The sequence below is a fragment of the Edaphobacter sp. HDX4 genome (assembly GCF_036877565.1).
Lineage (GTDB): Bacteria > Acidobacteriota > Terriglobia > Terriglobales > Acidobacteriaceae > Edaphobacter.
Window position 1 is genome coordinate 218,444 of sequence record NZ_JAEDXW010000006.1, and the last position, 25,174, is coordinate 243,617.

The window sequence follows — 25,174 nt, forward strand, 5'->3', positions numbered from 1 at the left end:
GTTCATATAGGAATTACTCATGTCTATTCATCCCATCATGCAGAAGCTGGCCGCGAAACTTGAGCGGACCGATTTACCCGATTTCGCTCCCGGAGACACTGTCCGCGTTCAGGTCAAGATCCGTGAGGGTGAGAAGGAGCGTCTGCAGGCATTTGAAGGAATCGTTATCGCCTGCCGCAAGGGACCTCAGGGTACCTTCACCGTTCGTAAGATGAGCTTCGGCCAGGGCGTCGAGCGCATCTTCCCTTACAATTCAAAGGTCGTCGACAAGGTCCAGAAGGTTCGTTCGTACCAGGTTCGTCGTTCGAAGCTCTTCTACCTTCGCGGACTGCGCGGTAAGGCCGCTCGTCTGCGCGAGGTCGAGCGCGCCAGCTAAGTTATCTTTTATTTCCACAGAAGCCACGGCCCAGGCCGTGGCTTTCTTTTGTCAGGCTATAAAATTTGCCGTAGGGCTATGGCTTCTCCCACTCCACTTCGCCAACCGAGAACAGTTACCGCAGCCACAGCGAAGCAGCAGATGCTGCGGCAACTTATCTGCAGCGACGCGCCGGAGCAGGCACTGCGCTACTGCGGCTATCGCGTGATTGCGGGCGTCGATGAGGTGGGCCGCGGAGCTCTCTTCGGGCCGGTTGTTGCGGCTGCGGTAATTCTTCCGGAACGCATCAAGGGACTGGCTTCGGCGGGCCTCAAGGACTCCAAACAGCTTCTGCGCAAAGACCGGGAGCGGCTGGACCGCCGGATTCGCAAGATCGCAATAGCCGTGAACGTGGCCGAGGTCGATGCGGAGACCATCGACCGGATCAACATCTACCAGGCGACCCGAATCGCCATGTTGACCGCCGTTCAGGGGCTTCCGATTGAGCCGGATCATCTGCTCATCGATGCCATGCGAATCGATCATCCATGCAAGCAGACCAAGCTGATCTACGGCGATTCTCTGAGCCTTTCAATTGCAGCTGCTTCTGTGATCGCGAAGGTCCATCGCGATGCCCTGATGCGCGAACTTGATCTGCTTCATCCCGGCTACGGGCTGGCCTCCCACAAGGGCTATGGGACGCCGGAGCACAGGCGGGCGCTGGCGCAGCAGGGACCTTCGATGCTGCACCGCAGGACGTTCGCGCCGGTGAGAGCCGTCGATCCGAACGCAGCGCTCGAGGATTTGGTTTCGGGCGAGCTCTTCGACCTGGATCTTGAAGAAGGAGCATCCGATTGGGTCAGCGATTGATGTGCGTGGTTGCGCACCCGGATGATGAGTGCTTTGGGTTTGGAGGCGCGCTGGCACTGGCTGCCGACCGTGGAGTGGAGACTTTCGTGGTCTGTCTGACGGATGGTCAGGCGGCGACTCACCGAGGATCTGCGAACTCAGGGGCGGAGCTGGGAGAGATGCGGCGCAGAGAGTTCGCGGCTTCGTGCCAGGTTCTCGGTGTGAGCAGGCACGAATTACTGAACTATCACGATGGCCAGTTGGTGAATGTTCCGGTCATCGAAGCCACAGAGCTGCTTGTAAGACGGATGCGCGAGTTTCAGCCGAATGTCGTGATCACGTTTGGCGGCGATGGCGGGATGAATGTTCATCCCGATCACATGATGGCTTCGTTCTGGACGACGACTGCCTTTCACTGGTCGGGCCGAGGTGCACGCTTCCCGGAGAGCGGAGCTGAATTTCAGCCCGATCGTCTGTTCCACCTGACTACTCAAGTTTTCATTCCCGATCGGCAGCCTCCGATGCCCAGTCCATGGACCGCGGTTCTGGATATCGAGTCGGTGCGAGAGCGCAAGAGCGAGGCGTTCCGGCGACATGTCTCCCAGGCTGCGCTGATGGAGCTGACCAAGCCGTTCTTCGCGCAGTATGGAGGCGAAGAGTTTTATACGCTGGTTGCAATGAAGGAGCCCGGGCCAGCAGCCCAGCTGAGCGACCTGTTTGAAGGGCTATCCTGACACCCACCCCCCAGGGTTTTGCGCAAAGTCTTCAAAACAATGCACTTAGGTTCGGACCTCAAACCTAAATTATTGTATTCAAGTGATTTACGTCCAAGTTCTTGATTCCTTGATGCTTATGACCAGGAGCTTGATAGCCCTTCCCTCAGAGGGACTACTTCTATTCTAGATTGCTGACGGGTGTAATCAGGCAAATACAATTCCTCCATTATCAGCAACTTAGAAGCTTAACGGCTTGACAGGATAGACTCGGGTCATGGACTGGCAGATTCTCGAACAGACTACCGACCCGCTCCCGGTCTTTCACGATTGGCTGAAGGAGGCGGGGACGACGGAGCCGAACGATCCGAACGCCGCTGCCCTGGCGACGGCGACCCGACATGGAGAGCCGAGTGTCCGTATGGTGCTGGTGAAGAAGGTGGATGAGAACGGATTCTGCTTCTACACCAATGAAGCCAGCCGGAAGGGTCGGGAGCTGACGGCAAACCCCCGAGCCGCCCTGTGCTTCCACTGGAAGACCCTGAGGCGGCAGGTAAGGGTCGAGGGGCCGGTCGTTGAACTCCCAGCCGCCGATGCCGAGGAGTATTTCCATAGCCGATCCAGGATGAGCCAGCTGGGGGCAGCTGTTTCCCGGCAGAGCCAGCCGCTTGAGAGCCGACGACGCCTTGAAGAGCTGGTGGAGCAGTATGGTGAGGAGCATCCAGGCGAGATTCCCCGTCCTGAGTACTGGAAGGGCTATGCGATCCAGCCGGAACGGATTGAGCTTTGGATGGACGGGGAGTATCGGCTTCACAACCGGTTTTTATATGTGCGAGAGGGCGCGGCATGGACGAGGCAGCGGCTGTTTCCCTGATCCGTCAATAAATGACGGATCTGTGCCGTGCTCCGGCATTGTTCTGCAAAAAGCCGGATGATTTGAGGGCACGCCTTCTTGGCTGTGGAAGCAAAGCGGCGACATACCACCGGTTCGGTTTGTGATTGTCCTACTCGAACAAGGAGCTCTCTATGAACTCTCAAACACTTGCTGGTGCATCTTCCACGCGATCCAATCCGCTATGTCGAGCCTTCCGGCCATGGTGTCTGTTGCTACTTTTCCTAGCATTGTCTCCAGTATTAGGCCATGCACAAAAGGTTCAGGCCCAAACTCCTGGAGCTGAACCAAAGCCCGAACCTGCTGTCGCTGCGATCTTTGCAGCCTTCGACCAATACGAAGTCGTAGGTATGCCGGAAGCGCACGGGATGAAAGACATCGATGATTTTCTTCTTTCCTTAATCCGCAATCCGGTCTTTCCGGAAAAGGTGAACGACATCGAGGTGGAATGTGGAAATTCACTCTACCAAGGCGTTTTAGATCGTTATATCGCCGGCGAAGATGTGCCATTTGCAGAGGTGCGTAAGGTATGGAGAAATACGACGCAGGTCATGTGTTCCACCTCAGGATTCTTCGAACAGTTTTTCCCCCTTATACGGTCGATCAATCAAAAGCTTCCTGCTGAGAAGCGACTCCGTGTCCTCGCCGGGGATCCTCCCATCGACTGGGATCAGGTTAAAACCGTAGAAGATTACCGCAAGTTCTCCAATCGAGATGCCAGCATTGCTTCCGTGATGGAACGAGAGGTGCTCTCAAAGCATCGCAAAGCTCTGATGATGTTCGGGACTTTTCATCTTCTCCACGGAGCTCCCGACGCGGTATCCATCTATGAGAAGAACTATCCAAACGTCACCTTCGTTATCGCCGATTCCGGGTTATTCAATACGGGTTCTACAGCTTCGCCCGAGAATCCATTCATCGGATGGCAACCCGGATCCCTCGCAAAGATTAGAAATACCTGGATTGCTGATCTGGGAATAAATAGCTTCTTCCCGCCCCCAATCATGATCGACCAAGATTGCAAGGTGAAGAGTGAATTCCCAAAGGAAATGCAACAAAACATGGGGAAGATAGTGGATGCCATCCTGTATCTGGGTCCCCAGGACCTGAGACTCAAAGAGCAAATGCCAGCTGACATCGCTTTGGATATCGACTACATGACGGAATTGCAGAGACGGGAAAGCCTAACAGGTTTTCCTGGGGCGAAAACTCGAACTCTCGAGGAGATAAACCGCCAGATTGTGAACAGCGCCAGCAATCCTCTTCTGGCGACGCCGAGGCCGCCAGATCTGAAGCTGTTTGCAAGAAATTGCCTCGATCGCAAAAATAGTAATGCAGGTCACTAAGCGTGAGTAACGCGAGCGAACAGGTCGACAATCTCGCTAAGTTACTTCTTCAGTAGAAGCTAAGGCAGGACGCTTCCGAGATAGAGGGTGAGGACGTTTTTGAACTCGGCGGTGACCTGCGGCTTCTCTTTGGGAGTGACCTGGGTGTAGAGATTGGTCATGCCCTTGACGATCTGCAGCGCCACGTTTGCCACCAACAGAGACTTCTCCTCTGAGAGCGCCGGATTCCTGGCGCGAAAGGCATTCGCGATGGCAATCCGGAGAGCCCTGCGCGTGGACGGATCGCGACGAAAACGGGTGGGGGCGGAGAGCAGCGCGAGGTAGGCGGGGCGACGATGCACAAATTCCGTGATGCATTCGATGAACTGGCTGGCGAAGTCCTGATGGGTAAGGGTGGAGGTGTTCGCGATCAGCGGCTTCCAGTGCTCTTCGATCTCGTTTGCGTACTGATTGACCAGAGCTGAGGCAATGGCCGCTTTATCGGGAAAGTAATGGTAGAGGGTTCCGATGGAGGCGCCGACACGCTCTGCAATTGCCGTCATCGTAGTGGCCTCGAAACCCGACTCTACGAACAGGTCAGCGGCAGCGTCGAGAAAACTGGCGAGGCGGCGCGTGGAACGCTCCTGCTGGGGTTCGACGCGGACGCGATTTGACGAAACCGAGGGCACCCTCATATTCTACCTTTGAAAAGTCGAGGATTCCCTCAACTTTACGGAGGTAGCATTTGAGTACATTGCAGCTTAACCCGAAGAAGACCGCGTTGGTTCTTATCGATCTGCAGTATGGAGTTACGGCTAGAGATACTGCACCCTATACGTCCGCTGAGGTGGTAGAGAAGGGACGGAAGCTGGCGGAGAGCTTTCGCGCGAAGGGAGCGACGGTGGTGTACGTTCACGTCGACATGGCGAATTTTCTTGCCTTGCCGGCCGATGAGCAGCCTTTCCGCGATCCGAACGGGCCTCCTCCGCCAGCGAAGGCGTCAGAGCTCGTTCCGGAGGCGGGTTATCAGGAGGGCGACCTGCTGATTACGAAGCGGCACTGGGGAGCATTTGCAGGCACGGAGCTGGAGGCGGAGCTACGGAAGCGCGGAGTCGATACGGTGGTGCTGGGTGGAATTGCGACGAACATCGGGGTGGAGTCGACGGCGCGGCAGGGCACGGGGCTGGGATTCGCGTTCGTGGTTGTCGAGGACGCCTGCGCGACGTTCAATGCCGAGATGCAGAGTTTCGCGTTTGAGAAGATCTTCCCGCGACTGGCGAAGGTGAGAAAGACGGACGAGGTGATCGCGGCGCTTGGGTAGTACCCTGAGCACGGATGAGCGGCTCGATCCTGCGATCTGGAAGGTCTGCTCGGTTGCGATCCTGGGATCGTTTCTATCGCAGATGGACGCGACGGTGGTCAATGTATCACTGTCGAGCCTGGCGACGGAGCTGCATAGCAGCCTTACCGTGATTCAGTGGGTGACGAGCGGCTATCTGCTGGCGCTTGCGCTGATGCTTCCGCTCAGTGGATGGCTGGTGGACCGGATCGGTGCGAAGTCCCTTTACCTGTGGTGCTTTTCGCTGTTTACTCTCGCGTCCATGCTTTGCGGGATGGCGTGGTCTGCTGATGCCCTGATTGGATTTCGGATCCTTCAGGGCATGAGCGGAGGATTGATGGCGCCGATGGCGCAGATGATGGTGGCGCGCGCCGCGGGGAGACATATGGCCCGGGTGATGGGGTATGCCGCGCTGCCGGTGATGATCGGGCCGATTCTAGGGCCGGTGATCGCGGGAGTGATTCTGCAGCATGCTTCGTGGCGATGGCTGTTCTTTGTGAATCTTCCTGTGGGGGCGCTGGCTATTGTGCTGGCAGTGCTCTTTTTACCGAACGATAGCGGGGAGATGCAGCGGCGGGATCTGGACGTGATGGGACTGGTGCTGCTGTCGCCCGGGCTGGTGCTCTTTCTGTATGGCTCGGACCATCTGAAGGAGCGCTCGGGTCTGACGGCGGCGGTGGCAGGATTGATGCTTCTGGCGTCGTTCCTCATCACGGCTCGGCGCAAGGGGGATGGTGCCCTGATCGACCTGCGGTTGTTTCGCGGCAGCGTCTTTCCGGTCTCGTCACAGACCCAGTTTCTCTCGAACGGAATTATGTTTTCGGCGCAGATGCTGATTCCCTACTATCTGCTTCGTGCCTGCGGACGAACGCCGAGTGAAGCGGGGTGGCTGATGGCTCCGCTGGGACTGGGGATGATGTGCATGTATCCGTGGATGGGCAGGCTGACGCAGCGATTCGGGATACGGAAGGTATCTGCTGGAGGAGCGTTGCTTGCGCTGGCGGGCACGCTTCCCTTAGCGTACCTTGCGGGACATGGCCTGGTCGCCACGCTTCTGGAGGTGTGCCTGTTTGTACGGGGAGCCGGAATGGGAGCGATCGGGATTCCGTCGCTGTCGGCGGCGTATGCCTCGGTCGCGAAGCGAGATCTGCCGATGGCGACGACGTCGCTGAACATCGTCCAGAGGATTGGTGGCCCCACGCTGACGACGGGGACGGCGACCTTTCTTGCCTGGAGGATGCAGTCTCCCGGCGAGGCGCAGGTGGCGTTTGGAGCCACATTTCTGCTGCTATGCGGGATGCATCTACTGCTCCTGATTTCGGCAGTGAGGCTGCCGTGGTCGCTGACGCTGGGGAGCGAAGAGGCGCAAGTGGAAGGATGATTTTTCGTTTCCGCATGCCGAAGGTTGTCCTCGGTTGATATAGTTCGGGGTGCAATGCAATTGCACCCTGAGAGGACGAGGATTATGGGATCGGAGATGTTTGGTCGGCGCGAGTTTCTGCGGGCGGTAGGTTCGGCGGGATTGATGGCGGGTGTACCGGCGCTGGCGGAGATGAGTGCGATGGATCCTGCGCGGGTCCTCCACGAGATAGCGGAGCCGGGCCAGGATGCGGACTCGGCGCCGAAGCACTCGATCAAGTTTGCGGTCTGCGGTATGAGCCATGACCACATCTATGGTATGGTGGGCGCGATCCAGCGGGGCGGCGGCGTGCTCGTCGCGGCGTATGGCGCAGAGCCGGACAAGCTGGCGGCCTTCAAGAAGAGGTTTCCGGATGTGAAGATCGTGTCGTCGGAGGATGCGATTCTGGACGATCCTTCGATCCAGCTGGTGTTGAGCTCGACGATCCCGGACCAGAGGGCTCCGCTGGGTGTGCGGGCGATGAAGAAGGGCAAGGATTACCTGAGCGACAAGCCGGGCGCAACGTCGCTCGAACAGATTGACGAGATTCGCAAGACGATCGCAGCGACGAAGCGAATCTACGGGATTCTTTACAGCGAACGCTTCGAGGTGAAGGCTGCGGTGAAGGCGGGTGAGCTGGTGCAGGCAGGGGCGATCGGCCGGGTGATCCAGACGATCAATATTGCACCGCATCAGATCGTGCAGCATGGAAAGGATCCGTATGCCGGCGGATCGGGCGGGCGGCCGGACTGGTTCTGGGATGCGGCGCGCTATGGCGGGATTCTGACGGATATCGGATCGCACCAGGTGGATCAGTTTCTGTACTACACGGGTTCGAAGCAGGCCGAAGTAGTGGCGTCGCAGGTAGCGAATGTGAACCACCCGCAGAAGCCTAAGTTCGAGGACTTCGGCGATATGATGCTGCGGGGAGATCACGGCTTCGGATATGTGCGACTGGACTGGTTTACTCCGGATGGCCTGGGAACGTGGGGCGACGGAAGGCTGTTCATCCTGGGAACGGGCGGCTATATCGAGGTGCGGAAGTACATCGATGTAGCAAAGAGCAAGCAGGGGAACAATCTGTACATCGTCGACAAGGATTCACAGAGGTATATCGATTGCAATAACGTGCCGCTTCCCTTCGGACCGCAGTTTGTGTCGGACATTGTGAACCGCACCCATACCGCGCAGGACCAGACACAGTGCCTGCTGGCGGCAGAGCTGGTGGTGAGGGCGCAGATGAAGGCGCAGCATGTAACGCTGAAGAGCTAGCCCGCTGCGCGTTTTCTCGGAACATCGATGTGGCTTGACCAGAGGAGGCGGAACGATGGCAGATGTAACAAGGCGAGGATTTCTGAAGACCGTGGCCAGAACAGCAGCAGCGGCTGGCTTTCCTACGATTGTGCCGTCGAGCGTCTTCGGTCAGATGGCTCCCAGCGAACGAATCAACGTGGGTGCGATTGGAGTGGGGAGAATTTCGCGTGGGCATGATCTCCCCGCCATCTTCAAGTACGACAAGGCGCGCGTCATCGCTGTCTGCGATCTGGATGAAGATCGAGCGGCGAGGGGGCGCGAGTTTGTCATCGAAGCCTATGGGAAGAAGCTGGGTACGTCGTACGAGGATTCGGTAAAGGTCTATCACGACTACCACCAGCTGCTGGATAACAAAGAGATCGATGCGGTGGTGATCTCGACGCCGGATCATCAGCACGCGATTGTGGCTGCGGCTGCGGTGCGGGCGGGTAAGGATGTTTATCTGCAGAAGCCGGCGTCCCTGACGATTGCTGAAGGGCGTTACCTGAGCGATGCCGTGCAGGCCTCGGGGAGGATACTGCAGGTCGGGAGCCAGCAGCGATCATGGAAGCAGTTCCACCGGGCGTGCGAGCTGGTTCGGAATGGGCGCATCGGCGAGGTGAGGCATGTGGAGATTGGGCTGCCGGGGGATCCCGCGGGCGGGAATGCAACTCCGATGCCGGTGCCGAAGGGATTCGACTACGATGCGTGGCTGGGTTCGACACCGATGGTTCCCTACACGGTGGACAGGGTGATGCCGCAGAATGGATTTGACCGGCCGGGCTGGCTGCGCATGGAGCAGTTTGGCGCAGGCATGATTACAGGCTGGGGAGCGCACCACGTCGATACGGCGCACTGGGGCATGAACACGGAGTACACGGGTCCGGTGGAGATATGGGGATCGGCGGAGTTTCCGAAGAGCGGGCTGTGGGATGTGCACGGGAAGTTTCTGACGCATGCGCGGTATGCAAACGGCACGACGATGGCGATCTCTGGCGATTTTCCGAACGGCATCAAGTGGTACGGGACGAAGGGGTGGATCTTCGTAACACGGGATGAGATGACAACTCCGACTGTGGGATCAGGGAAGACGGAGAAGATTGAGCCGCTGATGGCAAGCGATCCGAAGATTCTGACCTCCGTCATTGGGCCCGATGAGATTCACCTGGAGACTTCGGCGGAGCATCACGCGAACTGGCTGGATTGCGTGCGGTCGCGGAGGCAGCCGCTGGCGCCGATTGAGATTGGGCACAGAGCATGTTCGACGTGCCTGCTGCACCACATCGCCATGAAGACGGGACGAGCGCTGCACTGGGATCCGGAGCGAGAGCGGTTCAGGGGAGACGAAGAAGCGAATGCAATGCTTTCTCGCCCGCAACGCTCGCCATACACCTTCGAAGAGGCAAGCTGGGCCTAGGGCTCACTTTTTGCTGGAGGCGTCTTTTTGTTCCACGATGCCGCGATCGGCAGCCTCCTGGTGGACGGCTTCGTAGCGGTGAGCGAGAACGTCTAGTTCTTCATCGGAGAGATGCTCGATGTCGATCATCTCGTTGCGGGCGGACTTGATGGATTCGATCAGCTCGTTGAGCTTGAGATTGATCGCGCGGGCATCACGATTCTGAGTGTTCTGGATAAGGAAGACCATCAGGAAGGTCACGATGGTAGTGCCTGTATTGATGACCAGCTGCCAGGTATCGGAGTAGTGATAGAGGGGACCGGTGATTCCCCAGATAACGATGATTCCGACTGCAGCGGCGAAGGCCCAGCGGGAGCCCATGTAGGCACTGCAATTATTGGCAAATTTCGCGAAGTGATCTTTACGAGGCGGCTCGGCAGGTGCGATTGTCTTTGCAGGCGCGATGGTCTTGCTCGGCACGTTCGTCTTGCTCCAAGGGGTGAGATGCACACAAGCGGCGCTAATTTGCCTTAGGTGATGGTCAAGCAATCCAAAGCTTTGGGAGAGCACCGATCTTTCCGGAGACTGGATCGGATGCTGGGAAGCGAACCTTGCGGATCCGCTCCAGAACTTCAGGAGTGGCGGAGGAGCGGCAGATGTCCCAATGCTCGCCGGGGGGATAGGCACCGACAACGAGGAAGTCGTCCGAGGCGGAGATGCGGCAATGGCCTGTTCCGGCGGGGAGGACGGCGACGTCTCCGGCGCGAACGGTCACGGTCGTTCCCTGCTCTCCCCCAAGCATGATCTGCGCGTGGCCGGCGGCAAATCCCAGGACTTCGTGCGCGGTGGAGTGATAGTGGTGGAAGTCGAAGACGCCGTTACGCCACTGAGGAGGCCAGCCGTTCTGGGTGAAGAGGCGTTCCATGATGTCGGCTAGATCGGGTGTGACGGGAAGAGTCTTGCGGTAGAGGAGAACGGGGAGAGCGTTGTTCGGCATCCAGCCGTTGGGTTTGAGATGAAGCTGCTCGGGAGTGGCGGACGATGGCTGGGAGGCGGTCGCTTTGCCTGCGACACCGGCAGCGACGATGCCAGCGGCGAATTTTCGACGGTTCATTGGTTGCTCCTCTTTGTTAGACGGCACGAGCATCGAGCATGGATTGAAGCTTTCCGGTAGCACAATGCCTCCATGCCCTCACGAGATGAAGAGCGAGCCCCTCGTCATCGATCTCTGCGAGTTCAATGCCGACCCAACCGCGAACACCTACGTACGGAGGCTTGAAGTATGTCTTCGGCGCGGTGCGAATCAGAGACTGCTGGGCACCTGACTCAGCGGGAACCCAGACGGCGATGTGACCATCGTGATGGTGATTGTTGGCGAACATGGCGAAGACCTTCCGGTCTACGAAGAACGTCGGCTCGCCATGAGAGAGCTTCTCGGATGCGCCAGGAAGCGCGGAACAGAGTCTTCGCACACGGCCAAGGTGCTCACTGTTGCCGAGAGGGTGGAGCTGCGTCAAAGACATGGGACACCTCCTGCCAGACAGTGTAGGCCCGTATTAGCGCATCTGGAACTCAGGGCTTCCCAGGATGAGAGCCGTGAGCAGATTGAGGCCCTCGGCAGGAGAGGTGGATCCAAGACTGCTCACCTGTCGTTCAATCAGCGTGTTGGTCTTTTGTGAGACATCACCCCCGACGAGAGCGGACTCAAGCAGATGCAGCGCGAGGTCTGAACCGCCCTTCGGTGTAGATTGCTGGGCTGAAGTATGGGAGAGAGCGACGTCACGATACCCGGACCGCTCCGCAGTTGAAACCGCTGCAGTCGCGACGTCAGGCGGCGATGTCATGAGCCCGATCGCGAGGAGATGTTCGGCATCGAACTTCTGGTTAGCGAATCTGTTTTTCGTCAGGACATCAGCAAAACGCAGGCGATCGATGAGTGCGGATGAGTTCATCCAATGGTCGGCGGTGATGGAGTAGCCGGTGGGAGGCAGAGCGTGATAGGGCGGCATTCCCATCTGCCTCAGGGTTTGAACCAGAGCAGCCGGGTTCACCGGATCCGTTGCGGTGGTGCGGAATACGGAGGCGACGAATTCTAACGGAGTCTTCACCTTGTTGCGGAAGTACTTCTTCGAATTGAATTCGGGCGAAGAGACCATGGTTCGAAGGATGGCCTTGATATCGCCGTCGCTCGATAACCACGTTGCTGCCATACGATCGACGAGAGCTGGCGGGGGATCATCGGCTACGAAGCGCTGAGCCAGCTTGTAGCTGATGAAGTGAGCGGTCGCAGGACTGGCGGCAAGAATCGAAAGAGCCTGCACACCTTCCTTCATACCGTCCGCGGGTTGAGACGTGGAGTCGCCGATGGTGTGCCCCAGCCACTGCTTGGGTCCGGGCTCGTGACGACGCGCTTCGAAGGCGAAGGGTCCTCCCTGAAAGGGACGATCGACTGTCCAGCCGGTGAGGATGGCTGAGAGAGCGGTTACATCGGCCTGGGTGTAACCTCCATCGACCCCGAGGGTGTGGAGCTCCATAAGTTCGCGGCCATAGTTTTCGTTGAGGCCGCGATTCCCTTTCCTGGCTCGCGGACGCACAGGGTTGACGCCGTTTGCGATGGAGTCCGGGGCCATGGACTGCCAGTTGTCGAGATAGACCATCATCGCCGGCGAGGTAGCGGTGGCCAGCAGGAGATCGCGGAATTTTCCGAGAGCGTTCTTGCGGATGACATCGCGTTCGTAGCTGGTGGTGTACCACTGGTCGGCGTTTTTCTGGATGAAGATGTTGAAGTGATTGAACCAGAAGTCGGTCATCACCTCCTGCAGCTGACGCTCGGAGAGGATGGCTCGAAGGATCTTGGCCTGGGAAAGCTCGCTGACGATCTGCTGCGAGGAGTTGGCGTTGGATGCCATTGCAAGGAACAGCTCTCGCTCGCGCGGGGTGAACTGGGAGAGCAGAAAAGCCTTCTGGTCTCCGGAGACGAAGCTGGTGAAGGCGATCCGGTCGGCGACAGGAAGTTTGATGAGAGCGGCCATGCGCTGGCTTCGCGCCAGAGCGAAGAGCTGGCCAGCTATGCGTGCAGCGGTAGAACGGTCCTGATCGAGCGATGATGTGGGCTGCAGATCTTTGGCAGGGGTGCTTGTGGGGCTGGCGCCCGCCTTTTGTTGATTTTGAAGTTTGACCAGCTGGACGTCATACATTGCGGCGAGAGCAGGATCGCTGGGTGGCTGAATCTTCTCATCCGCAACGGCCTGAATGGTGGCTCTGTTCGGGAAGGCGGTCAGCGCCTGTTCCGGCGTCATGCCGAGAGTCGGATAGTCTGCCAGGCGGCGCTCGAGAGCCTCATCGCTGATGCTGTCGGGGTTTAGCTGCTGCTCAAACCATTTATCAACCCCCATGGCGAGGACCTGGTTTAAGTCTCCTGGCCGTGGGCCGAAGGTGAACCGATTGAGAATCTGAATGGCTCGTTGGCGCTGGGTAAGAGGCGCCAGATGCGGAGTCTCCGAGCTGATGCCTCTGGCTCTGGAGGTTTCGGCTTTTGCGTGGGGGATGTTTCCTGCGTGAACGGTTCTGGGTGCAGGAGCTTCCTGTCCGGCGAGAGGCGCAACCGCGAGAGCAAGGAACAGGGGAACGACGGCACGCATAGAAGCTCCTTCCGGTTGAAACCGGAACCTGCCTACAAAGTTGTGGTGAGGCCGTATGCGGCCGGAGAGCCTGATTTTAGAAGAGCTAATTCCTGGTGGTCTGGAGTACGAATCGGGACTTGCTGAGGCGCTTACCGGCTGTGTAGGCCAGCCGTGCCATAAGGAGAACAATCAGTACAGCGGTAACCTTCCAGGGTGTGCGGACACCGGTCTTTACGAGCCACCAATAGTGGATGACCGCGGCGGCACCGGCCAGGTAGACGAGACGGTGCAGCCGCTGCCAGTTTTTGCCTCCCATGGCGCGCATGATGAAGGCCGGCGAAGTGGCTGCGAGCGCCAACAGGATAAGCCAGGCAAGGAAGCCAACCTGGATGAAGCGACGCTTGAGGACATCGTCCCAGATGGTGGGCCAGACTACCTTCCACTCGGAGACAACTACACCGGGATGACCACCTCTGACAGCGGTCAGCACCGTCGGAAGGTCGTAGCCGGAGAAGAGGAAGATGTAGGTCGCCAGGTGAAGCGAGGCGTAGAAGAAGGCGTAGAGTCCGATGAGGCGACGGAAACGAATCAGCCAGCTGATACGAGGCGAGAGGCGACGCAGAGGCGTGATGGCAAGAGAGGCGAGGAGGATCCAGAGGGCCCAATTACCGGTGAAGTGCGTGATGTAGGCTACGGGGTCGGGATCGAGTTCGAGCGCACCCGAGGTGTAGAACCGAATGAGCCAGAAGAAGGGCGCAAGGCACAGCAGATGCAGAACCGCTTTAAGAATCAGGATGTTGCGTTTTGACATTGAGAGAAGTGTCTGCCGGGGTCAGTAGTAGCGCTTGAGGTTCATTCCATTGTAGAGGCTGGCTACCTGGTCAGCGTATCCGTTGAACATCTGTGTGGGTATGGTGCGGGGAAAGGCCGAGCTGTCGATGCGGCGCTCGTGTGCCTGGCTCCAGCGGGGGTGATCGACCTGCGGGTTGACATTGGAGTAGAAGCCGTACTCCTGGGAGTTGATCTCGTTCCACGTTGTGTGTGGCTGCTTGTCGGTGAAGTGGAAGCGGACGATCGACTTGGCATTCTTGAAGCCGTACTTCCATGGCATGACGACGCGGATCGGGGCTCCGTTCTGATTGGGAAGCACCTGTCCATAGCAACCGAAGGTCAGCAGGGCAAGAGGGTTCATAGCCTCGTCGAGACGCAGTCCCTCGCTGTAGGGCCAGTCATAACCGCCGGGCAGATCGGGCATCTGTTTTTTGTCGACCAGAGAGACGAACTGCACGTACTTGGCGCTGGGCAGAGGCTCGCAGAAATTAATGAACTCGGATAAGGAGTAGCCGTCCCAGGGGATGACCATCGACCAGGCTTCGACACACCGGTGGCGATAGATGCGGGATTCGGTGGGACGGTACTTGAGGATGGCATCGATATCGAGTGTCTGCGGCTTTTTGACCATGCCGGTAACCTGGACGGTCCAGGGGCGCGTCTTGAGGGTGTGGGCGTTTCGAGCCGGATCGCTCTTATCGGTACCGAACTCGTAGAAGTTGTTGTAGTGAGTGGCCTTGGCGAAGGGTGTCTGATTTTCGGTGGTGGTGTACTTGCTGGGAGCCGAGGGCAGGGTCTGCGCGTGCACGGTGGAGGATGGAAGAAGGAGACCGGGGATGTGCCCATAGGCCAGCGCGCCGACGGTCAGCGTAGCGGCCCCACCGATGACAAACCGGCGTTGACGACGATATTGCTCGAAGGCGTCTTGCGGAGTGATTTCGGAGGACTGGATAGTCGAGTGCAAGCTTTCGGAGCGACGAAGCAACATGGTGATCTTCCCTTCCCGATACGCTCTTCCTATTGTATGAACGAAACCGGCCTACCTGTTGGATCTACAACAGAGGCTAAAAGTAACTACAGGGGCCGTTTTCTTGGTCGAAGAAAGCTTGCCCGGGTTGCGAAGAAGGGCAGAACTGGAGCAAACTGTCTGGCATGATAACTGGTTCGCGTCAGAAAGATCTGATGGATGCAGCGGATATGCTGGTCGATGCCCGGAGGACCTGCCACCCGATTGCCGATCTGCCAAAGGGATTACAACCCACAACGCTCGAAGAGGCGTACTTCGTGCAGGACAGGATGTCGCTGGCATACGAACGGATTGGGGGATGGAAGGTCGGAGCGCCTGGCGCCGATGCAACTCCTACGTTCGCCCCAATGCCCGCGGACTGGATTACCTGCACAGGATGCGAGTTACGCGGACTGACACACCGGTTTCGCGGGGTGGAGGCGGAGATCGCGTTCAAGATGGGGGCGGATCTTTTGCCACGGGAGACTCCGTATACGCGAGACGAGGTCTTTTCTGCGGTTGCGAGTATGCATCCGGCGATCGAGATTCTGGAGACAGGACTGATTGACCCTGAGCAGGCGACGAAGCTTAGCGGAGTGGCCGACATGGCACTGCACGGCGGGTTTGTATATGGCAATGCCGTTGCTGACTGGCAAAGCATCGACTTTTCGAAGGAGACGGTATCTCTGGCGGTGGACGGAGCGGTGCGGGTGCAGCGCACGGGATCGAACACTGCGGGCGACCTGACCAGACTGCTGCCATGGCTGGTGAATGAGGGCGCGAGTCGCACAGAAGGGTTGAGAAAGGGCGACTGGATCACGACAGGGAGCTGGACGGGGATCACCATTGCGACCGCCGGATCGACGGTCGAAGCGACCTTTGTACACGCGGGGCGCGTCGCGTTTCGGTTTGCCTGAGAGGTGCGGGCGCGCCGCTCGAGAAAAGATGTTTCAACATCGCAAACACTTTATAAGGTGGGCGATGCCTCATACCACCGCATGTATGGTGTTTGCAAAAGCGTGGCCCAAAATCTTGTAGTCGATCTGGCATCTCAAAGAGTATTGTGGGGAATCTGAGGACAAGGCGAGCTTTCGCCAGTGATTCCTTTGACTTGGCTGGTTTTGCGGCATACGAGGTAATGAAAATGGCACGTCCCTACTGGTCTGGGCAGATACAGATTTCCCTGGTGTCCTTCGGCGTGAAGCTGTTTGTTGCGACCGAGGCGAAGAGCGAGATTCGCTTTCATCAGATAAGCCGCAAGACGGGTGAGCGGGTGCGTCACCAGAAGGTGGCTGCGAGCTCACTGGATGAGAATCCGACCGAGGTCGGCGAGGCGATCGAGAAGAACGAGATTGTGAAGGGCTATGAGTATCGCAAGGGCGAGTACGTGACGATTGAGCCGAAGGAGCTGGAGGAGCTTCGGGTGCCGTCAAAACATTCGATCGAAGTGTCTCAGTTTGTCGACCTGAATGAGCTTGAGCCGGAGTACATGGAGAAGCCGTACTTCATTGTTCCGGAAGATGCTGTGCAGGCAGAGGCGTATGCGGTGGTCCGCGCTGCGTTGAAGAAGACGAAGAAGGCAGCCCTGGGAAAGATCGCTTTTGGAGGTCGCGAGCACGTCTTTGCCATTACGGCCGACGAGGACGACAAGCTGGGCGGAATGATGGGCTACACGATGCGATATCAGGAAGAACTTCGCGACCCTGCGGAGTACTTCAAAGACATCAAAAAAGTCGCCGTGAATGAGGATTCCCTTGAGCTGGCGATGGAGCTGATTAAACGCAAGGCAGCGAAGTTCGATCCCTCAAAGTTCAAGGATCAGTACGAAGCGGCCGTTCGCGAACTGGTAGAGGCGAAGATCAAGCATGCACCGATCCCGAAGGACGAGGTCGAGGCTCCACGACGGGGGCAGGTTGTCAATCTGATGGACGCGCTGCGCAAGAGCGTGGGGGGCAATGGGGCTGCCGAGAGCGAGAGCGGGAAGAAAAAGCCTTCAACGTCTGTCAAATCAACTGCATCGAAGGAAAAGAAGGGTATTTCGTTGGTGAAGCCGGCGAAGGCTTCGGGCAAGCGCAAATCGGCATAATCGACTGCGCTGCGACAGGGGATTCGCCATGCTGACTCAGGAGTGAGAATGGCGAGTTCCGGGAAGACAGTCGCGAAGAAGTCGAGCAAAGCTGCAAAGAAGACGACAACGACAAGAAAGCAATCCGAGCCGAACGGTGATGCCGCGGCCAACGCTATCGATGAGCAGCTTGAGCGCTATCGGTCGATGCGCAACTTCAACATCACAGCGGAACCCAGCGGCGAAGATCGAAAGAAGAAGACGAGGGAGGGACTTCCCTTCTGCGTACAGAAGCATGCCGCATCGCACCTGCATTACGACTTCCGTCTGGGGTGGAATGGAGTTCTGAAGAGCTGGGCAGTGGCGAAGGGCCCCAGCTACTTTACAGCTGATAAACGACTCGCAGTCCAGGTGGAAGATCACCCGATGGAGTATGGCGGGTTCGAGGGAATCATCCCGCAAGGGCAGTATGGCGGCGGCACCGTGATGTTATGGGATCAAGGGACCTGGGAGCCGCAGCCGGGACATACCGATGTGGATGCAGGGCTGCGAGACGGTAGTCTTAAATTCATTCTGCACGGCGAGAAGCTGCATGGGAAGTGGGCGCTGATCCGGATGGGCGGGAAGTGGCAACGCGAGAAGAAGCCGAACTGGCTTTTGATCAAGGAACATGACGAGTTCGAACGCGGTGAAGATGAGCCCGCGGTTACCGAGGCAGAACCGAACAGCGTAGTCACAGAACGGTCGATCGAGGAGATCGCTCGCCATGAAGACCATGTGTGGAACTCGAAAGACACGCGTTCCGGGAAGAAGTCCTGGTTTCGGCAAGAGAGTCGTCAAGCCCCGACACCCTCGGTGAAGAGGGCCGCCAGGAAGGATCTCGATAAGGAGATAAAGAATCTTCCCAGCGAGCCTGAGCCTGCATTTATTCCTCCGCAGCTTACGACGATGGCGGATACACCACCGTCTGGCACGGGCTGGCTGCATGAGTTGAAGCTGGATGGCTATCGGATGCAGGCGAGGAAGGACGGTTCTGCCGTCCAGATGTTGACTCGAACAGGACTGGATTGGACCGGACGTATGCGTGCGGTTGCGAGTGAGATTGCAAAGCTGGGAGTGAACAAGGCGATTCTCGACGGAGAGGTGGTTGTGGTCGCTCCGAACGGCACGACGAGCTTCGCGGACCTGCAAGCTTCGATGCAGGAGGGAGCCAAGAATGCCCTTACGTACTTCGCCTTCGATCTGCTGCATCTCGATGGCAAAAGCACGCGTGATCTTCCGTTGAAGGAGCGTAAGGCGTTGCTGGGTTCGATTCTGGAAGGTGCGGATGAGGAACGATTGCGCTTGAGTGAGCATATGGAGACGGGAGGCGCTGAACTCCTGCATGAAGCGTGCAAGCTACAGGCTGAGGGGATCATCTCGAAGCGCGCGACTGCGAAGTACGTCTCCGGGCGCACCCGTGACTGGCTGAAGATGAAGTGCCTGCACGAGCAGGAGTTTGTCGTGGGGGGCTTTACCCTGCCGACGAACAAGATTCGCGGGGTTGGTGCTCTGCTGCTGGGGTACTACAGGGACGGCAAGTTGATCTATGCGGGGCGAACCGGGACTGGCTTTACCCAGAAGACGCATCGAATCATTCGCGATCGGCTAGAGAAGCTGTCCCGATCTACCTCTCCCTTCGAGTCTCTACCTGGCGATGCGAAGAGGGGTGCACAGTGGGTTAGGCCCGAACTGGTTGTGCAGGTTCGATTCGCCACGTGGACTGCCGACGATCTTGTTCGCCAGGCGGCGTTCTTAGGCATCAGGGAGGATAAGCCGGCGAAGGATGTCACTCGCGAGGAGCCCGGGATCTCGCTCGGGCCAAGAAGATCTCGTGCGGCTGCGGTGCAACGAAGCGGCAGTAGCGCTTCTCCGGCTGCAAAACGCTCCTCTGCAACCAAAACTGCTCCCGCAGACAGTGAGCACGCGCCGGTTCGATTGACTCATCCCCTGAAAGTTCTGGATGAAGCCTCCGGCATGACCAAGCAGATGCTCGCTGATTACTACTGGTCAGTTGCTGAGCGGATGCTGCCACACATTGCAGATCGTCCCGTCAGCCTGGTTCGTTGTCCGGAGGGAGCAGGCAAACCATGCTTCTTTCAGAAGCATGTGAACCATATGCTTCCGAAAGAAATTGGAAGCATAGATATCGCGGATAAAAAGGGAAAGGTCGAGCCCTACATTACCTTGAATAATGCAGAGGCGCTGGCAGGTCTGGCCCAGATGGGTGTGCTGGAAGTTCATCCGTGGGGTTCACACAACGAAGACCTGGAACGTCCGGATCGGATTGTTTTTGATCTGGACCCGGATGAAGATCTTCCCTGGATTGAAGTTGCCGGTTCAGCGAACGAGGTTCTGGATCGACTGAAAAAGCTTGGATTGGAAAGCTTTGTGAAGACGACGGGGGGCAAGGGACTTCATGTCGTGGCGCCCATAAAACCTGAGCATGAGTGGCCCGAGGTGAAGGAGTTTGCGAGACAATTCGTTGTCGCGATGGAAAAAAATGCTCCGACTCGTTATCTCACCAAAATGACGAAGGCCGCGCGCAAAGGCAAGATCTACCTGGATTATCTGCGGAATGAGCGTGGAGCCACATCCGTCGCGGCGTACTCGCCGAGGGCCCGAGTGGGAGGCGGTGTCTCGATGCCAATGAGCTGGAGCGAGTTGAAGAAGACGACCGAACGTCCGTCATTTCACGTGGCCGACTTTGGAGAATGGAAAGCTCGCCTCAAGAAAGATCCCTGGCGCGATATGGCCGATGTAAGACAAAGTTTGAAGCTGTAAACGACCGCAGGCCAGGGGATCAGTCGAGTGGAGGCGGCACGGCTGGACCGAGCTGCATCACCAGGCATTTTGCGGCACCGCCGGCTTTGATGAATTCGTCCAGCGGAAGAGCAGTAACATTGAAACCTTCCTGTGAGAGCCGGTCGAACAGTTCCCTGCTGACCTGGTTCAGAAGAATATCGCGCCCGATGTTAATCGCATTGCATGCGAAGCGCGAGGCGTCGGCAAGGGAGACAGGAATACATCGATCAGGATGATGAAGCTGCCTGATTCTTGCAAGTGCCTCCGCGTCGAATGCTCCCGGAAAATACATCACGTAGCCGTCTGTGAGAGGCGCGAAGCAGGTGTCGAGATGATAGAACCGCGGATCAACCAAGCGTAATGAGATGACCTCAACATCCAGCGCTTGAGCAAGAAAAGCGTGGCTTCCCTGCTGGGTCCGCATCCCCCAACCAGCCCACAGGCGTGGAACATCCGAAGAGAAAAGAGCGTCGCCCTCTCCCTCAAAGGAGATGCTGTCGGGCAGGTCAATCAACGTATAGCCGGAGTCGAGAAACCAGCGGCGAAAGAAGGTCTCTTCGAAGCGGCGCTCTGGACAGGAGAATCGGGTCGGGATGACAAAGTCACCCTGATGAAGTCCGGCATTCGCGGTGAAGACCATGTCCGGAAGAGACGGGTGTGGCTCAATCAAGACGACCTTCGCGATGTTGCAGAGCGCCTTGTAGAGGCCGTTCCACTGCTGCGTGGCGCGATGTTGAGAAGCTGCGTGAAGATTGCCCGCCATCCAAGGATTGATGACATAGCTTACGTCGTAAAAACGAGGAGGACACATCAGCAAAGTTGGCTGGCTCGGGACAGAAGCCGGAGCGATCGAAGGTACCTGTGTGGATTGCGTGCTCATCCCGACCTTCCAAGGAGAAGGATGCACCATCGACAAAACCCGCGTCAATACTAATGATTATGCATATGGTGCTGAATAATCATGCAGCTGTGGGAGGTGTCGCAGCATGTTTGAAAGAGAAGCCCGCCACGTGGCGGGCTTCTTCGCTGTGTGAAGCGATAGGTTACTGTGAGATTGTGATCTGCTGCTGCTCAAGCTCGCTGGCATCATCGCAGCCGTCCGGGCGAGAGCGTGGTTTCGAGCTGAAGCGGATCAGAAGGCCTTTGACGACGACGTAAAGAACCGGGATGAAGAAGAGGTTCAACACAGTGGAGAGCAACATGCCGCCGACGATCGCGGTACCGACTGAGTGACGACCGAGAGCACCTGCACCTTTGGCGAAATAAAGTGGTAATACGCCGAGGATGAATGCAATGGATGTCATCAGGATAGGCCGGAGTCGCAGCTCTGCAGCCACCACAGCAGCTTCGACGACTCCCTTACCATGTTCGATCTGCTGCTCAGCGAACTCTACGATAAGGATCGAGTTCTTCGCAGACAGACCGATCAGCATGACGAGACCGATCTGGACGTAGACGTCATCGACAAGACCTCGTGCTGACACCATTCCAAGAGCGCCCAGAATAGCCATCGGAACGGCGAGCAGAATGATGAACGGCAGCACCCAGCTTTCATACTGGGCAGCCAGGGTAAGGTAGACCACCAGCAAGCCCAGCCCGAAGATGACCGCTGCCTTGCCGCTGGATTCGATCTCTTCAAGAGCGAGACCTGTCCAGGAGTACATCATTCCCTGAATTTTGTTCTTCTCGAAGAGTTCCTGCATCTTCTGGAGACCCTGGCCAGAGCTGAGGCCTGGACCTGCAGCGCCATCGATTTCAGCAGAACGGAAGATGTTGTAGTGATAGATCACCTGCGGACCAGAGGTCTCGCGGATGCTGACGAGGTTGTCGAGTGGAATCATCTGGCCGGCGTCTGAACGCACATAGAACTGTCGCAGATCTTTCGAGTTGCGACGGTAGTTCTGGTCTGCCTGCACGTAGACGCGATAGGACCGGTTGTTGTAGTCGAAATCGTTGACGTAGCTGGATCCCATGTAGGTTCCCAGAGCGGAGGTGATCTGCGCCAGAGGAACACCGATAGCCTTTGCCTTTTCGCGGTCAATGGTGACAAACAGCTGCGGATCGTTGGACGTGTATTGGGTATAGAGGCCGACAAGACCAGAGCGCGGGTCGCGGCTTTGGCCGATTATCGTATGGGCAATCCTATCGATATCCTGAAATGTGTTGCGGCCCTGGTCCTGCAACATGAACTGGAAGCCGCCGACCGAGCCGATACCCTGAATGGCAGGCGGTTCGAAGGCTGCTACCAGACCACCCGGGACGCCAAACAGCTTGGGAGCGATCTCGGCGACGATGTCGTGCGCGGAGTGTCCAGCGCCTTTTTTACTGCGCTCTTCAATCGGCTTGAGTGGAGCGAAGATTACGCCGGAGTTCGGAGAGCTGCCACCCGCAAGAGAGAAGCCCATGACGGAGAAGGTTCCGAATACGTCGTCATTCTGACGAATGATGGCTGCCGCGCGGTCTGCCAGATCGGTTGTGTAGGCCAGGGAGGCTCCTGGAGGGGCCTGGACCAGATTGATGAAGTAGTTCTGGTCCTCAGAGGGCACGAACGCGGTGGGCACGTGGGTGTACATGTAGACCGTGCCGGCGAGACCAGCGGCAAAGAGCAAGAGCATCACCGTGCGCAGTCGAACCACGTGCGTGACGATGTAGGCGTATCCGGAGATAACCTTCTGCAATCCTCTTTCGAAGAGTCCGAGCAGGCCCCCGTGCTTGCGTTCCGGCCGCAGCAGAATCGCAGCCAGAGCAGGAGACAACGTGAGTGCGTTGAAGGCTGAGATCGCGATAGAGAAGGCGATGGTCAGCGAGAACTGTTTGTACAGAATGCCGGTCGTGCCAGGGAAAAAGCTGACCGGGATAAACACCGAAATCAGCACAAGTGACGTCGCGATAACAGCACTTGTAACCTCGGCCATCGCATCGGATGTTGCCCTGTGGCTGTCGCACTGTTGATCGTGAATATGACGCTGCACGTTCTCGATAACAACGATGGCGTCGTCAACTACGAGGCCGGTTGCGAGCACGATACCGAAGAGCGTCAGAGAGTTGATTGAGAAATCGAAGATCTTGATGAATGCGAAGGTTCCGACGAGCGAGACAGGGATAGTAGCAGCAGGGATGATCGTCGCACGCCAATCCTGCAGGAAGAAATAGATAACCAGAATGACAATGATGATCGCTTCGAAGAGTGTCTGTACGACATCCCTGACTGAGTCACTGACCACGGTGGTTGTATCGAACGCGACGATATACTCCAACCCGGGAGGAAATGATTTCGAAAGCTCTTTAAGAACCGCCTTACACTGCCGGTCAACCTCTAGCGCGTTTGCATTCGACAGCTGCTGAACGCCAAGTCCGACAGCATCGCCACCGGAGAATTTCAGGCTGGTGTCGTAGCTCTCTGCGCCAACCTGGGCTCGTCCAACATCTTTCAAGAGGACGAGACCACCCGCATCCGGAGAGTTCTTGAGAATGATGTTTTCAAACTGGCGGGGATCGGAGAGACGTCCAACAACCCGGACCGCCATCTGATAATCCTGCTTGCCGTCTGCCGGTGGACGGCCAAGCTGTCCCGCCGCCACTTCGACGTTCTGCTCCGAAAGGGCATTGGTCACATCGAGAGCTGTAAGGTTGCGAGCTGCCAATCTTGCAGGGTCGAGCCAGATCCGCATGGCATATTTGCGCTCGCCGAAGATGACTACATCTCCCACGCCAGGTACGCGCTTGAGGGCATCCTTCACATACACGTCAAGGTAGTTGGAGATGAACTCCTGAGAGTATTTACCGCCTCGTGCGAAGACGCCTGCGGCAAAGACGAAGTTGCTGTTCGCCTTTGTGATTGAGATACCGGTGGCATTGACGGCCGCGGGAAGACGACCCTGCGCCGAGGCTACGCGATTCTGAACATCGACGGCAGCGATCGAGAGATCGTATCCGGTGCGGAAGGTAATGGTGATGGTGGAGGTTCCATCATTTGAGCTGGTGGAGCTCATGTAACGCATGCCTTCGACACCGTTGATAGCGGTCTCAAGGGGAATCGTTACTGCCGACTCAACGATCTGCGAGTTTGCACCGATGTAGTTGCTGGTAACAACGACTTGCGGTGGCGCAAGCTGCGGATAAAGTGAGATGGGTAGTGTAGGGATAACGACCGCGCCCGCAAGAACGATGAGCAGGGCGCAGACCGTAGCAAAGATCGGACGGCGAATGAAGAAATCGACAAACACGCGGAACCTCTTACCGGCACGGCTGGCACCGGGGGAAATTCAAACCGCCTTCGCCGCATCTCCTATGAGGAATCAGACGAAGGGATGAGTTACCTCGCAAACTTCCTTAGCCCAATGGCTGAACAGGAACACCTTCCTGAAGGAATTGAAGTCCGGACACAATCACCTTCTCATCGGGCTTCAAACCTTCGATCACAGGGTACGTGTTGCCAACTGGCTCGCCGAGAGTAACCGGGACCTGATGAGCCGAATATCTTCCGTCCTTGGGAGCAGCCACAAAGACGAACGACTGACCACCAATGCGAGTAACAGCCAAGACCGGGATGACAGGAGCAGGGTTGGTATTCCAAGTTACACGGGCTTTGACCAGTTGCTCTGTCCGAAGACCCTTCGTTCCGCGCGGAATGGAAGCCTTCGCGAGGATACTCTGTAGTCCATTGTTCACCTGAGGCGAAAGGAAGTCGATCTTCGTTTTGATCAGGCTGCTTCCGTCTGTATCGATGATTTCCACAGGGAGTCCGGTTCGTACTTCGGAGGCCCGTTCGGTCGGGATAAAGATATATGCCTCGAGATCGACATTCTCGTCCACTGTCGTAAGGACGGTTGTCGAGGAGACATAATCTCCGACGTGGACCGGGATGTCACCGACGATTCCAGAGAACGGCGCACGAATTTGAAAGTACGCAAGCTGTTGCTTTTGCGACTCCGTCAGTGCTGCATTCGCCTCATAGTCTGCCTTGGAGTTCTCATAGGCCTGCGTCGCCTGGTCGAAAGCGTCACGAGATACAACGCCAGCCTCATACAGCTTCTTCTGACGGTCCAATTCGATCTTGCTGTAGTCGAATAGAGCCTTCTTCTGGGCCTGAGTTCCCTGCTGCGACTGGACGGCAGCCGACTGCTTCAAGGGATCGATCTGCATGAGGACCTGACCAGCCCGAACGGAATCGCCAGACTTGACCAGGATCTTCGTCAGATTCCCTTCAACCTGTGGCTGCAATGTAGCAGAGCGCCGTCCCTT

The 25,174-nt window shown here is 57.4% G+C and carries 22 protein-coding genes; 12 read left to right on the forward strand and 10 right to left on the reverse strand.

What is annotated here, in order from left to right; translation table 11 throughout:
* The first annotated feature begins 19 nt into the window (after nucleotides 1–19).
* The 5 genes from rplS (at nucleotide 20) to JAO29_RS08695 (ending at nucleotide 4,155) form a co-directional block, all read left to right on the forward strand.
* A complete protein-coding gene (gene rplS / locus JAO29_RS08675; RefSeq protein WP_442886345.1) occupies nucleotides 20–376 on the forward strand; it encodes a 50S ribosomal protein L19 in 357 nt (118 codons plus the stop codon).
* Nucleotides 377–517: 141 nt separating this feature from the next.
* Nucleotides 518–1,225: a ribonuclease HII gene (locus tag JAO29_RS08680; RefSeq protein ID WP_334267804.1), complete on the forward strand. Its 708-nt coding sequence runs from the start codon at nucleotides 518–520 to the stop codon at nucleotides 1,223–1,225.
* On the forward strand, nucleotides 1,210–1,938 hold the full coding sequence (locus tag JAO29_RS08685) for a PIG-L deacetylase family protein (protein ID WP_334267805.1): 729 nt from the start codon (nucleotides 1,210–1,212) through the stop codon (nucleotides 1,936–1,938). The genes JAO29_RS08680 and JAO29_RS08685 overlap by 16 nt, the downstream gene beginning before the upstream one ends.
* Before the next feature lie 256 nt (nucleotides 1,939–2,194).
* On the forward strand, nucleotides 2,195–2,791 hold the full coding sequence (gene pdxH / locus JAO29_RS08690; protein ID WP_334267806.1) for a pyridoxamine 5'-phosphate oxidase: 597 nt from the start codon (nucleotides 2,195–2,197) through the stop codon (nucleotides 2,789–2,791).
* 152 nt (nucleotides 2,792–2,943) lie between these two features.
* The gene (locus JAO29_RS08695) at nucleotides 2,944–4,155 is read left to right on the forward strand and encodes a hypothetical protein (RefSeq protein WP_334267807.1); all 1,212 of its coding nucleotides are present in this window, start codon (nucleotides 2,944–2,946) and stop codon (nucleotides 4,153–4,155) included.
* A 59-nt stretch (nucleotides 4,156–4,214) separates the two neighbouring features.
* Here JAO29_RS08695 and JAO29_RS08700 read toward each other — a convergent pair whose 3' ends face one another.
* Nucleotides 4,215–4,829 carry a TetR/AcrR family transcriptional regulator gene (locus JAO29_RS08700; protein ID WP_334267808.1) on the reverse strand — a complete coding sequence of 205 codons (615 nt, stop codon included), beginning with the start codon at nucleotides 4,827–4,829 and terminating at the stop codon, nucleotides 4,215–4,217.
* Nucleotides 4,830–4,879: 50 nt separating this feature from the next.
* On the opposite strand from JAO29_RS08700, the gene JAO29_RS08705 reads away from it, so the two are divergent.
* The 4 genes from JAO29_RS08705 (at nucleotide 4,880) to JAO29_RS08720 (ending at nucleotide 9,582) form a co-directional block, all read left to right on the forward strand.
* Nucleotides 4,880–5,455: an isochorismatase family protein gene (locus JAO29_RS08705; protein WP_334267809.1), complete on the forward strand. Its 576-nt coding sequence runs from the start codon at nucleotides 4,880–4,882 to the stop codon at nucleotides 5,453–5,455.
* Nucleotides 5,448–6,854 carry a DHA2 family efflux MFS transporter permease subunit gene (locus JAO29_RS08710; protein WP_334267810.1) on the forward strand — a complete coding sequence of 469 codons (1,407 nt, stop codon included), beginning with the start codon at nucleotides 5,448–5,450 and terminating at the stop codon, nucleotides 6,852–6,854. Before JAO29_RS08705 ends, JAO29_RS08710 begins: the two co-directional genes overlap by 8 nt.
* A gap of 84 nt (nucleotides 6,855–6,938) precedes the next feature.
* Entirely contained in the window at nucleotides 6,939–8,144 is a 1,206-nt protein-coding gene (locus JAO29_RS08715; protein WP_334267811.1) for a Gfo/Idh/MocA family protein, read from the forward strand.
* Between the two features lie 55 nt (nucleotides 8,145–8,199).
* On the forward strand, nucleotides 8,200–9,582 hold the full coding sequence (locus JAO29_RS08720; protein WP_334267812.1) for a Gfo/Idh/MocA family protein: 1,383 nt from the start codon (nucleotides 8,200–8,202) through the stop codon (nucleotides 9,580–9,582).
* A 3-nt stretch (nucleotides 9,583–9,585) separates the two neighbouring features.
* On the opposite strand, the gene JAO29_RS08725 is transcribed toward JAO29_RS08720, so the two are convergent.
* From JAO29_RS08725 to msrP, 6 genes are all read right to left on the reverse strand, one after another.
* Nucleotides 9,586–10,041, reverse strand: a complete 456-nt coding sequence (locus tag JAO29_RS08725) for a low affinity iron permease family protein (RefSeq protein ID WP_334267813.1) — start codon at nucleotides 10,039–10,041, stop codon at nucleotides 9,586–9,588.
* Nucleotides 10,042–10,102: 61 nt separating this feature from the next.
* Entirely contained in the window at nucleotides 10,103–10,675 is a 573-nt protein-coding gene (locus tag JAO29_RS08730) for a cupin (RefSeq protein ID WP_334267814.1), read from the reverse strand.
* 16 nt (nucleotides 10,676–10,691) lie between these two features.
* Nucleotides 10,692–11,084, reverse strand: coding sequence for an MmcQ/YjbR family DNA-binding protein (locus JAO29_RS08735; RefSeq protein WP_334267815.1), 393 nt, complete (start codon nucleotides 11,082–11,084; stop codon nucleotides 10,692–10,694).
* A gap of 33 nt (nucleotides 11,085–11,117) precedes the next feature.
* A complete protein-coding gene (locus JAO29_RS08740; protein ID WP_334267816.1) occupies nucleotides 11,118–13,202 on the reverse strand; it encodes a DUF1800 domain-containing protein in 2,085 nt (694 codons plus the stop codon).
* Between the two features lie 85 nt (nucleotides 13,203–13,287).
* On the reverse strand, nucleotides 13,288–13,995 hold the full coding sequence (locus tag JAO29_RS08745; RefSeq protein WP_334267817.1) for a sulfite oxidase heme-binding subunit YedZ: 708 nt from the start codon (nucleotides 13,993–13,995) through the stop codon (nucleotides 13,288–13,290).
* Between the two features lie 21 nt (nucleotides 13,996–14,016).
* Nucleotides 14,017–15,003, reverse strand: a complete 987-nt coding sequence (gene msrP, locus JAO29_RS08750; RefSeq protein ID WP_334267818.1) for a protein-methionine-sulfoxide reductase catalytic subunit MsrP — start codon at nucleotides 15,001–15,003, stop codon at nucleotides 14,017–14,019.
* A gap of 164 nt (nucleotides 15,004–15,167) precedes the next feature.
* On the opposite strand from msrP, the gene JAO29_RS08755 reads away from it, so the two are divergent.
* The 3 genes from JAO29_RS08755 to ligD all read left to right on the forward strand — a co-directional run bounded on the left by JAO29_RS08755 (nucleotide 15,168) and on the right by ligD (nucleotide 19,909).
* Nucleotides 15,168–15,938 carry a 2-keto-4-pentenoate hydratase gene (locus tag JAO29_RS08755; RefSeq protein ID WP_334267819.1) on the forward strand — a complete coding sequence of 257 codons (771 nt, stop codon included), beginning with the start codon at nucleotides 15,168–15,170 and terminating at the stop codon, nucleotides 15,936–15,938.
* 227 nt (nucleotides 15,939–16,165) lie between these two features.
* Nucleotides 16,166–17,107 (forward strand): non-homologous end joining protein Ku, encoded by a 942-nt coding sequence (ku, locus tag JAO29_RS08760; RefSeq protein WP_334267820.1) that lies wholly within the window; start codon nucleotides 16,166–16,168, stop codon nucleotides 17,105–17,107.
* Nucleotides 17,108–17,155: 48 nt separating this feature from the next.
* Complete coding sequence (ligD, locus tag JAO29_RS08765) at nucleotides 17,156–19,909, forward strand: DNA ligase D (RefSeq protein ID WP_334267821.1); 2,754 nt, start codon at nucleotides 17,156–17,158, stop codon at nucleotides 19,907–19,909.
* A 19-nt stretch (nucleotides 19,910–19,928) separates the two neighbouring features.
* On the opposite strand, the gene JAO29_RS08770 is transcribed toward ligD, so the two are convergent.
* The 3 genes from JAO29_RS08770 to JAO29_RS08780 form a co-directional block, all read right to left on the reverse strand.
* The gene (locus tag JAO29_RS08770) at nucleotides 19,929–20,810 is read right to left on the reverse strand and encodes a dimethylarginine dimethylaminohydrolase family protein (protein ID WP_334267822.1); all 882 of its coding nucleotides are present in this window, start codon (nucleotides 20,808–20,810) and stop codon (nucleotides 19,929–19,931) included.
* A 163-nt stretch (nucleotides 20,811–20,973) separates the two neighbouring features.
* A complete protein-coding gene (locus tag JAO29_RS08775; protein WP_334267823.1) occupies nucleotides 20,974–24,156 on the reverse strand; it encodes an efflux RND transporter permease subunit in 3,183 nt (1,060 codons plus the stop codon).
* A 106-nt stretch (nucleotides 24,157–24,262) separates the two neighbouring features.
* Nucleotides 24,263–25,174 (reverse strand): efflux RND transporter periplasmic adaptor subunit (locus tag JAO29_RS08780; protein ID WP_334267824.1); only part of this gene is annotated, 912 nt, incomplete at its 5' end.

Excerpts from the sequence above, each read along its gene's own strand:
- msrP (WP_334267818.1), bottom strand. The coding sequence starts at position 15,003 with ATGTTGCTTCGTCGCTCCGAAAGCTTGCACTCGACTATCCAGTCCTCC.
- pdxH (WP_334267806.1), top strand. The coding sequence starts at position 2,195 with ATGGACTGGCAGATTCTCGAACAGACTACCGACCCGCTCCCGGTCTTT.
- JAO29_RS08720 (WP_334267812.1), top strand. The coding sequence starts at position 8,200 with ATGGCAGATGTAACAAGGCGAGGATTTCTGAAGACCGTGGCCAGAACA.
- JAO29_RS08730 (WP_334267814.1), bottom strand. The coding sequence starts at position 10,675 with ATGAACCGTCGAAAATTCGCCGCTGGCATCGTCGCTGCCGGTGTCGCA.
- JAO29_RS08735 (WP_334267815.1), bottom strand. The coding sequence starts at position 11,084 with ATGTCTTTGACGCAGCTCCACCCTCTCGGCAACAGTGAGCACCTTGGC.
- JAO29_RS08715 (WP_334267811.1), top strand. The coding sequence starts at position 6,939 with ATGGGATCGGAGATGTTTGGTCGGCGCGAGTTTCTGCGGGCGGTAGGT.
- JAO29_RS08695 (WP_334267807.1), top strand. The coding sequence starts at position 2,944 with ATGAACTCTCAAACACTTGCTGGTGCATCTTCCACGCGATCCAATCCG.
- JAO29_RS08755 (WP_334267819.1), top strand. The coding sequence starts at position 15,168 with ATGATAACTGGTTCGCGTCAGAAAGATCTGATGGATGCAGCGGATATG.
- ku (WP_334267820.1), top strand. The coding sequence starts at position 16,166 with ATGGCACGTCCCTACTGGTCTGGGCAGATACAGATTTCCCTGGTGTCC.
- JAO29_RS08770 (WP_334267822.1), bottom strand. The coding sequence starts at position 20,810 with ATGAGCACGCAATCCACACAGGTACCTTCGATCGCTCCGGCTTCTGTC.
- JAO29_RS08700 (WP_334267808.1), bottom strand. The coding sequence starts at position 4,829 with ATGAGGGTGCCCTCGGTTTCGTCAAATCGCGTCCGCGTCGAACCCCAG.
- rplS (WP_442886345.1), top strand. The coding sequence starts at position 20 with ATGTCTATTCATCCCATCATGCAGAAGCTGGCCGCGAAACTTGAGCGG.
- ligD (WP_334267821.1), top strand. The coding sequence starts at position 17,156 with ATGGCGAGTTCCGGGAAGACAGTCGCGAAGAAGTCGAGCAAAGCTGCA.
- JAO29_RS08745 (WP_334267817.1), bottom strand. The coding sequence starts at position 13,995 with ATGTCAAAACGCAACATCCTGATTCTTAAAGCGGTTCTGCATCTGCTG.
- JAO29_RS08680 (WP_334267804.1), top strand. The coding sequence starts at position 518 with ATGCTGCGGCAACTTATCTGCAGCGACGCGCCGGAGCAGGCACTGCGC.
- JAO29_RS08740 (WP_334267816.1), bottom strand. The coding sequence starts at position 13,202 with ATGCGTGCCGTCGTTCCCCTGTTCCTTGCTCTCGCGGTTGCGCCTCTC.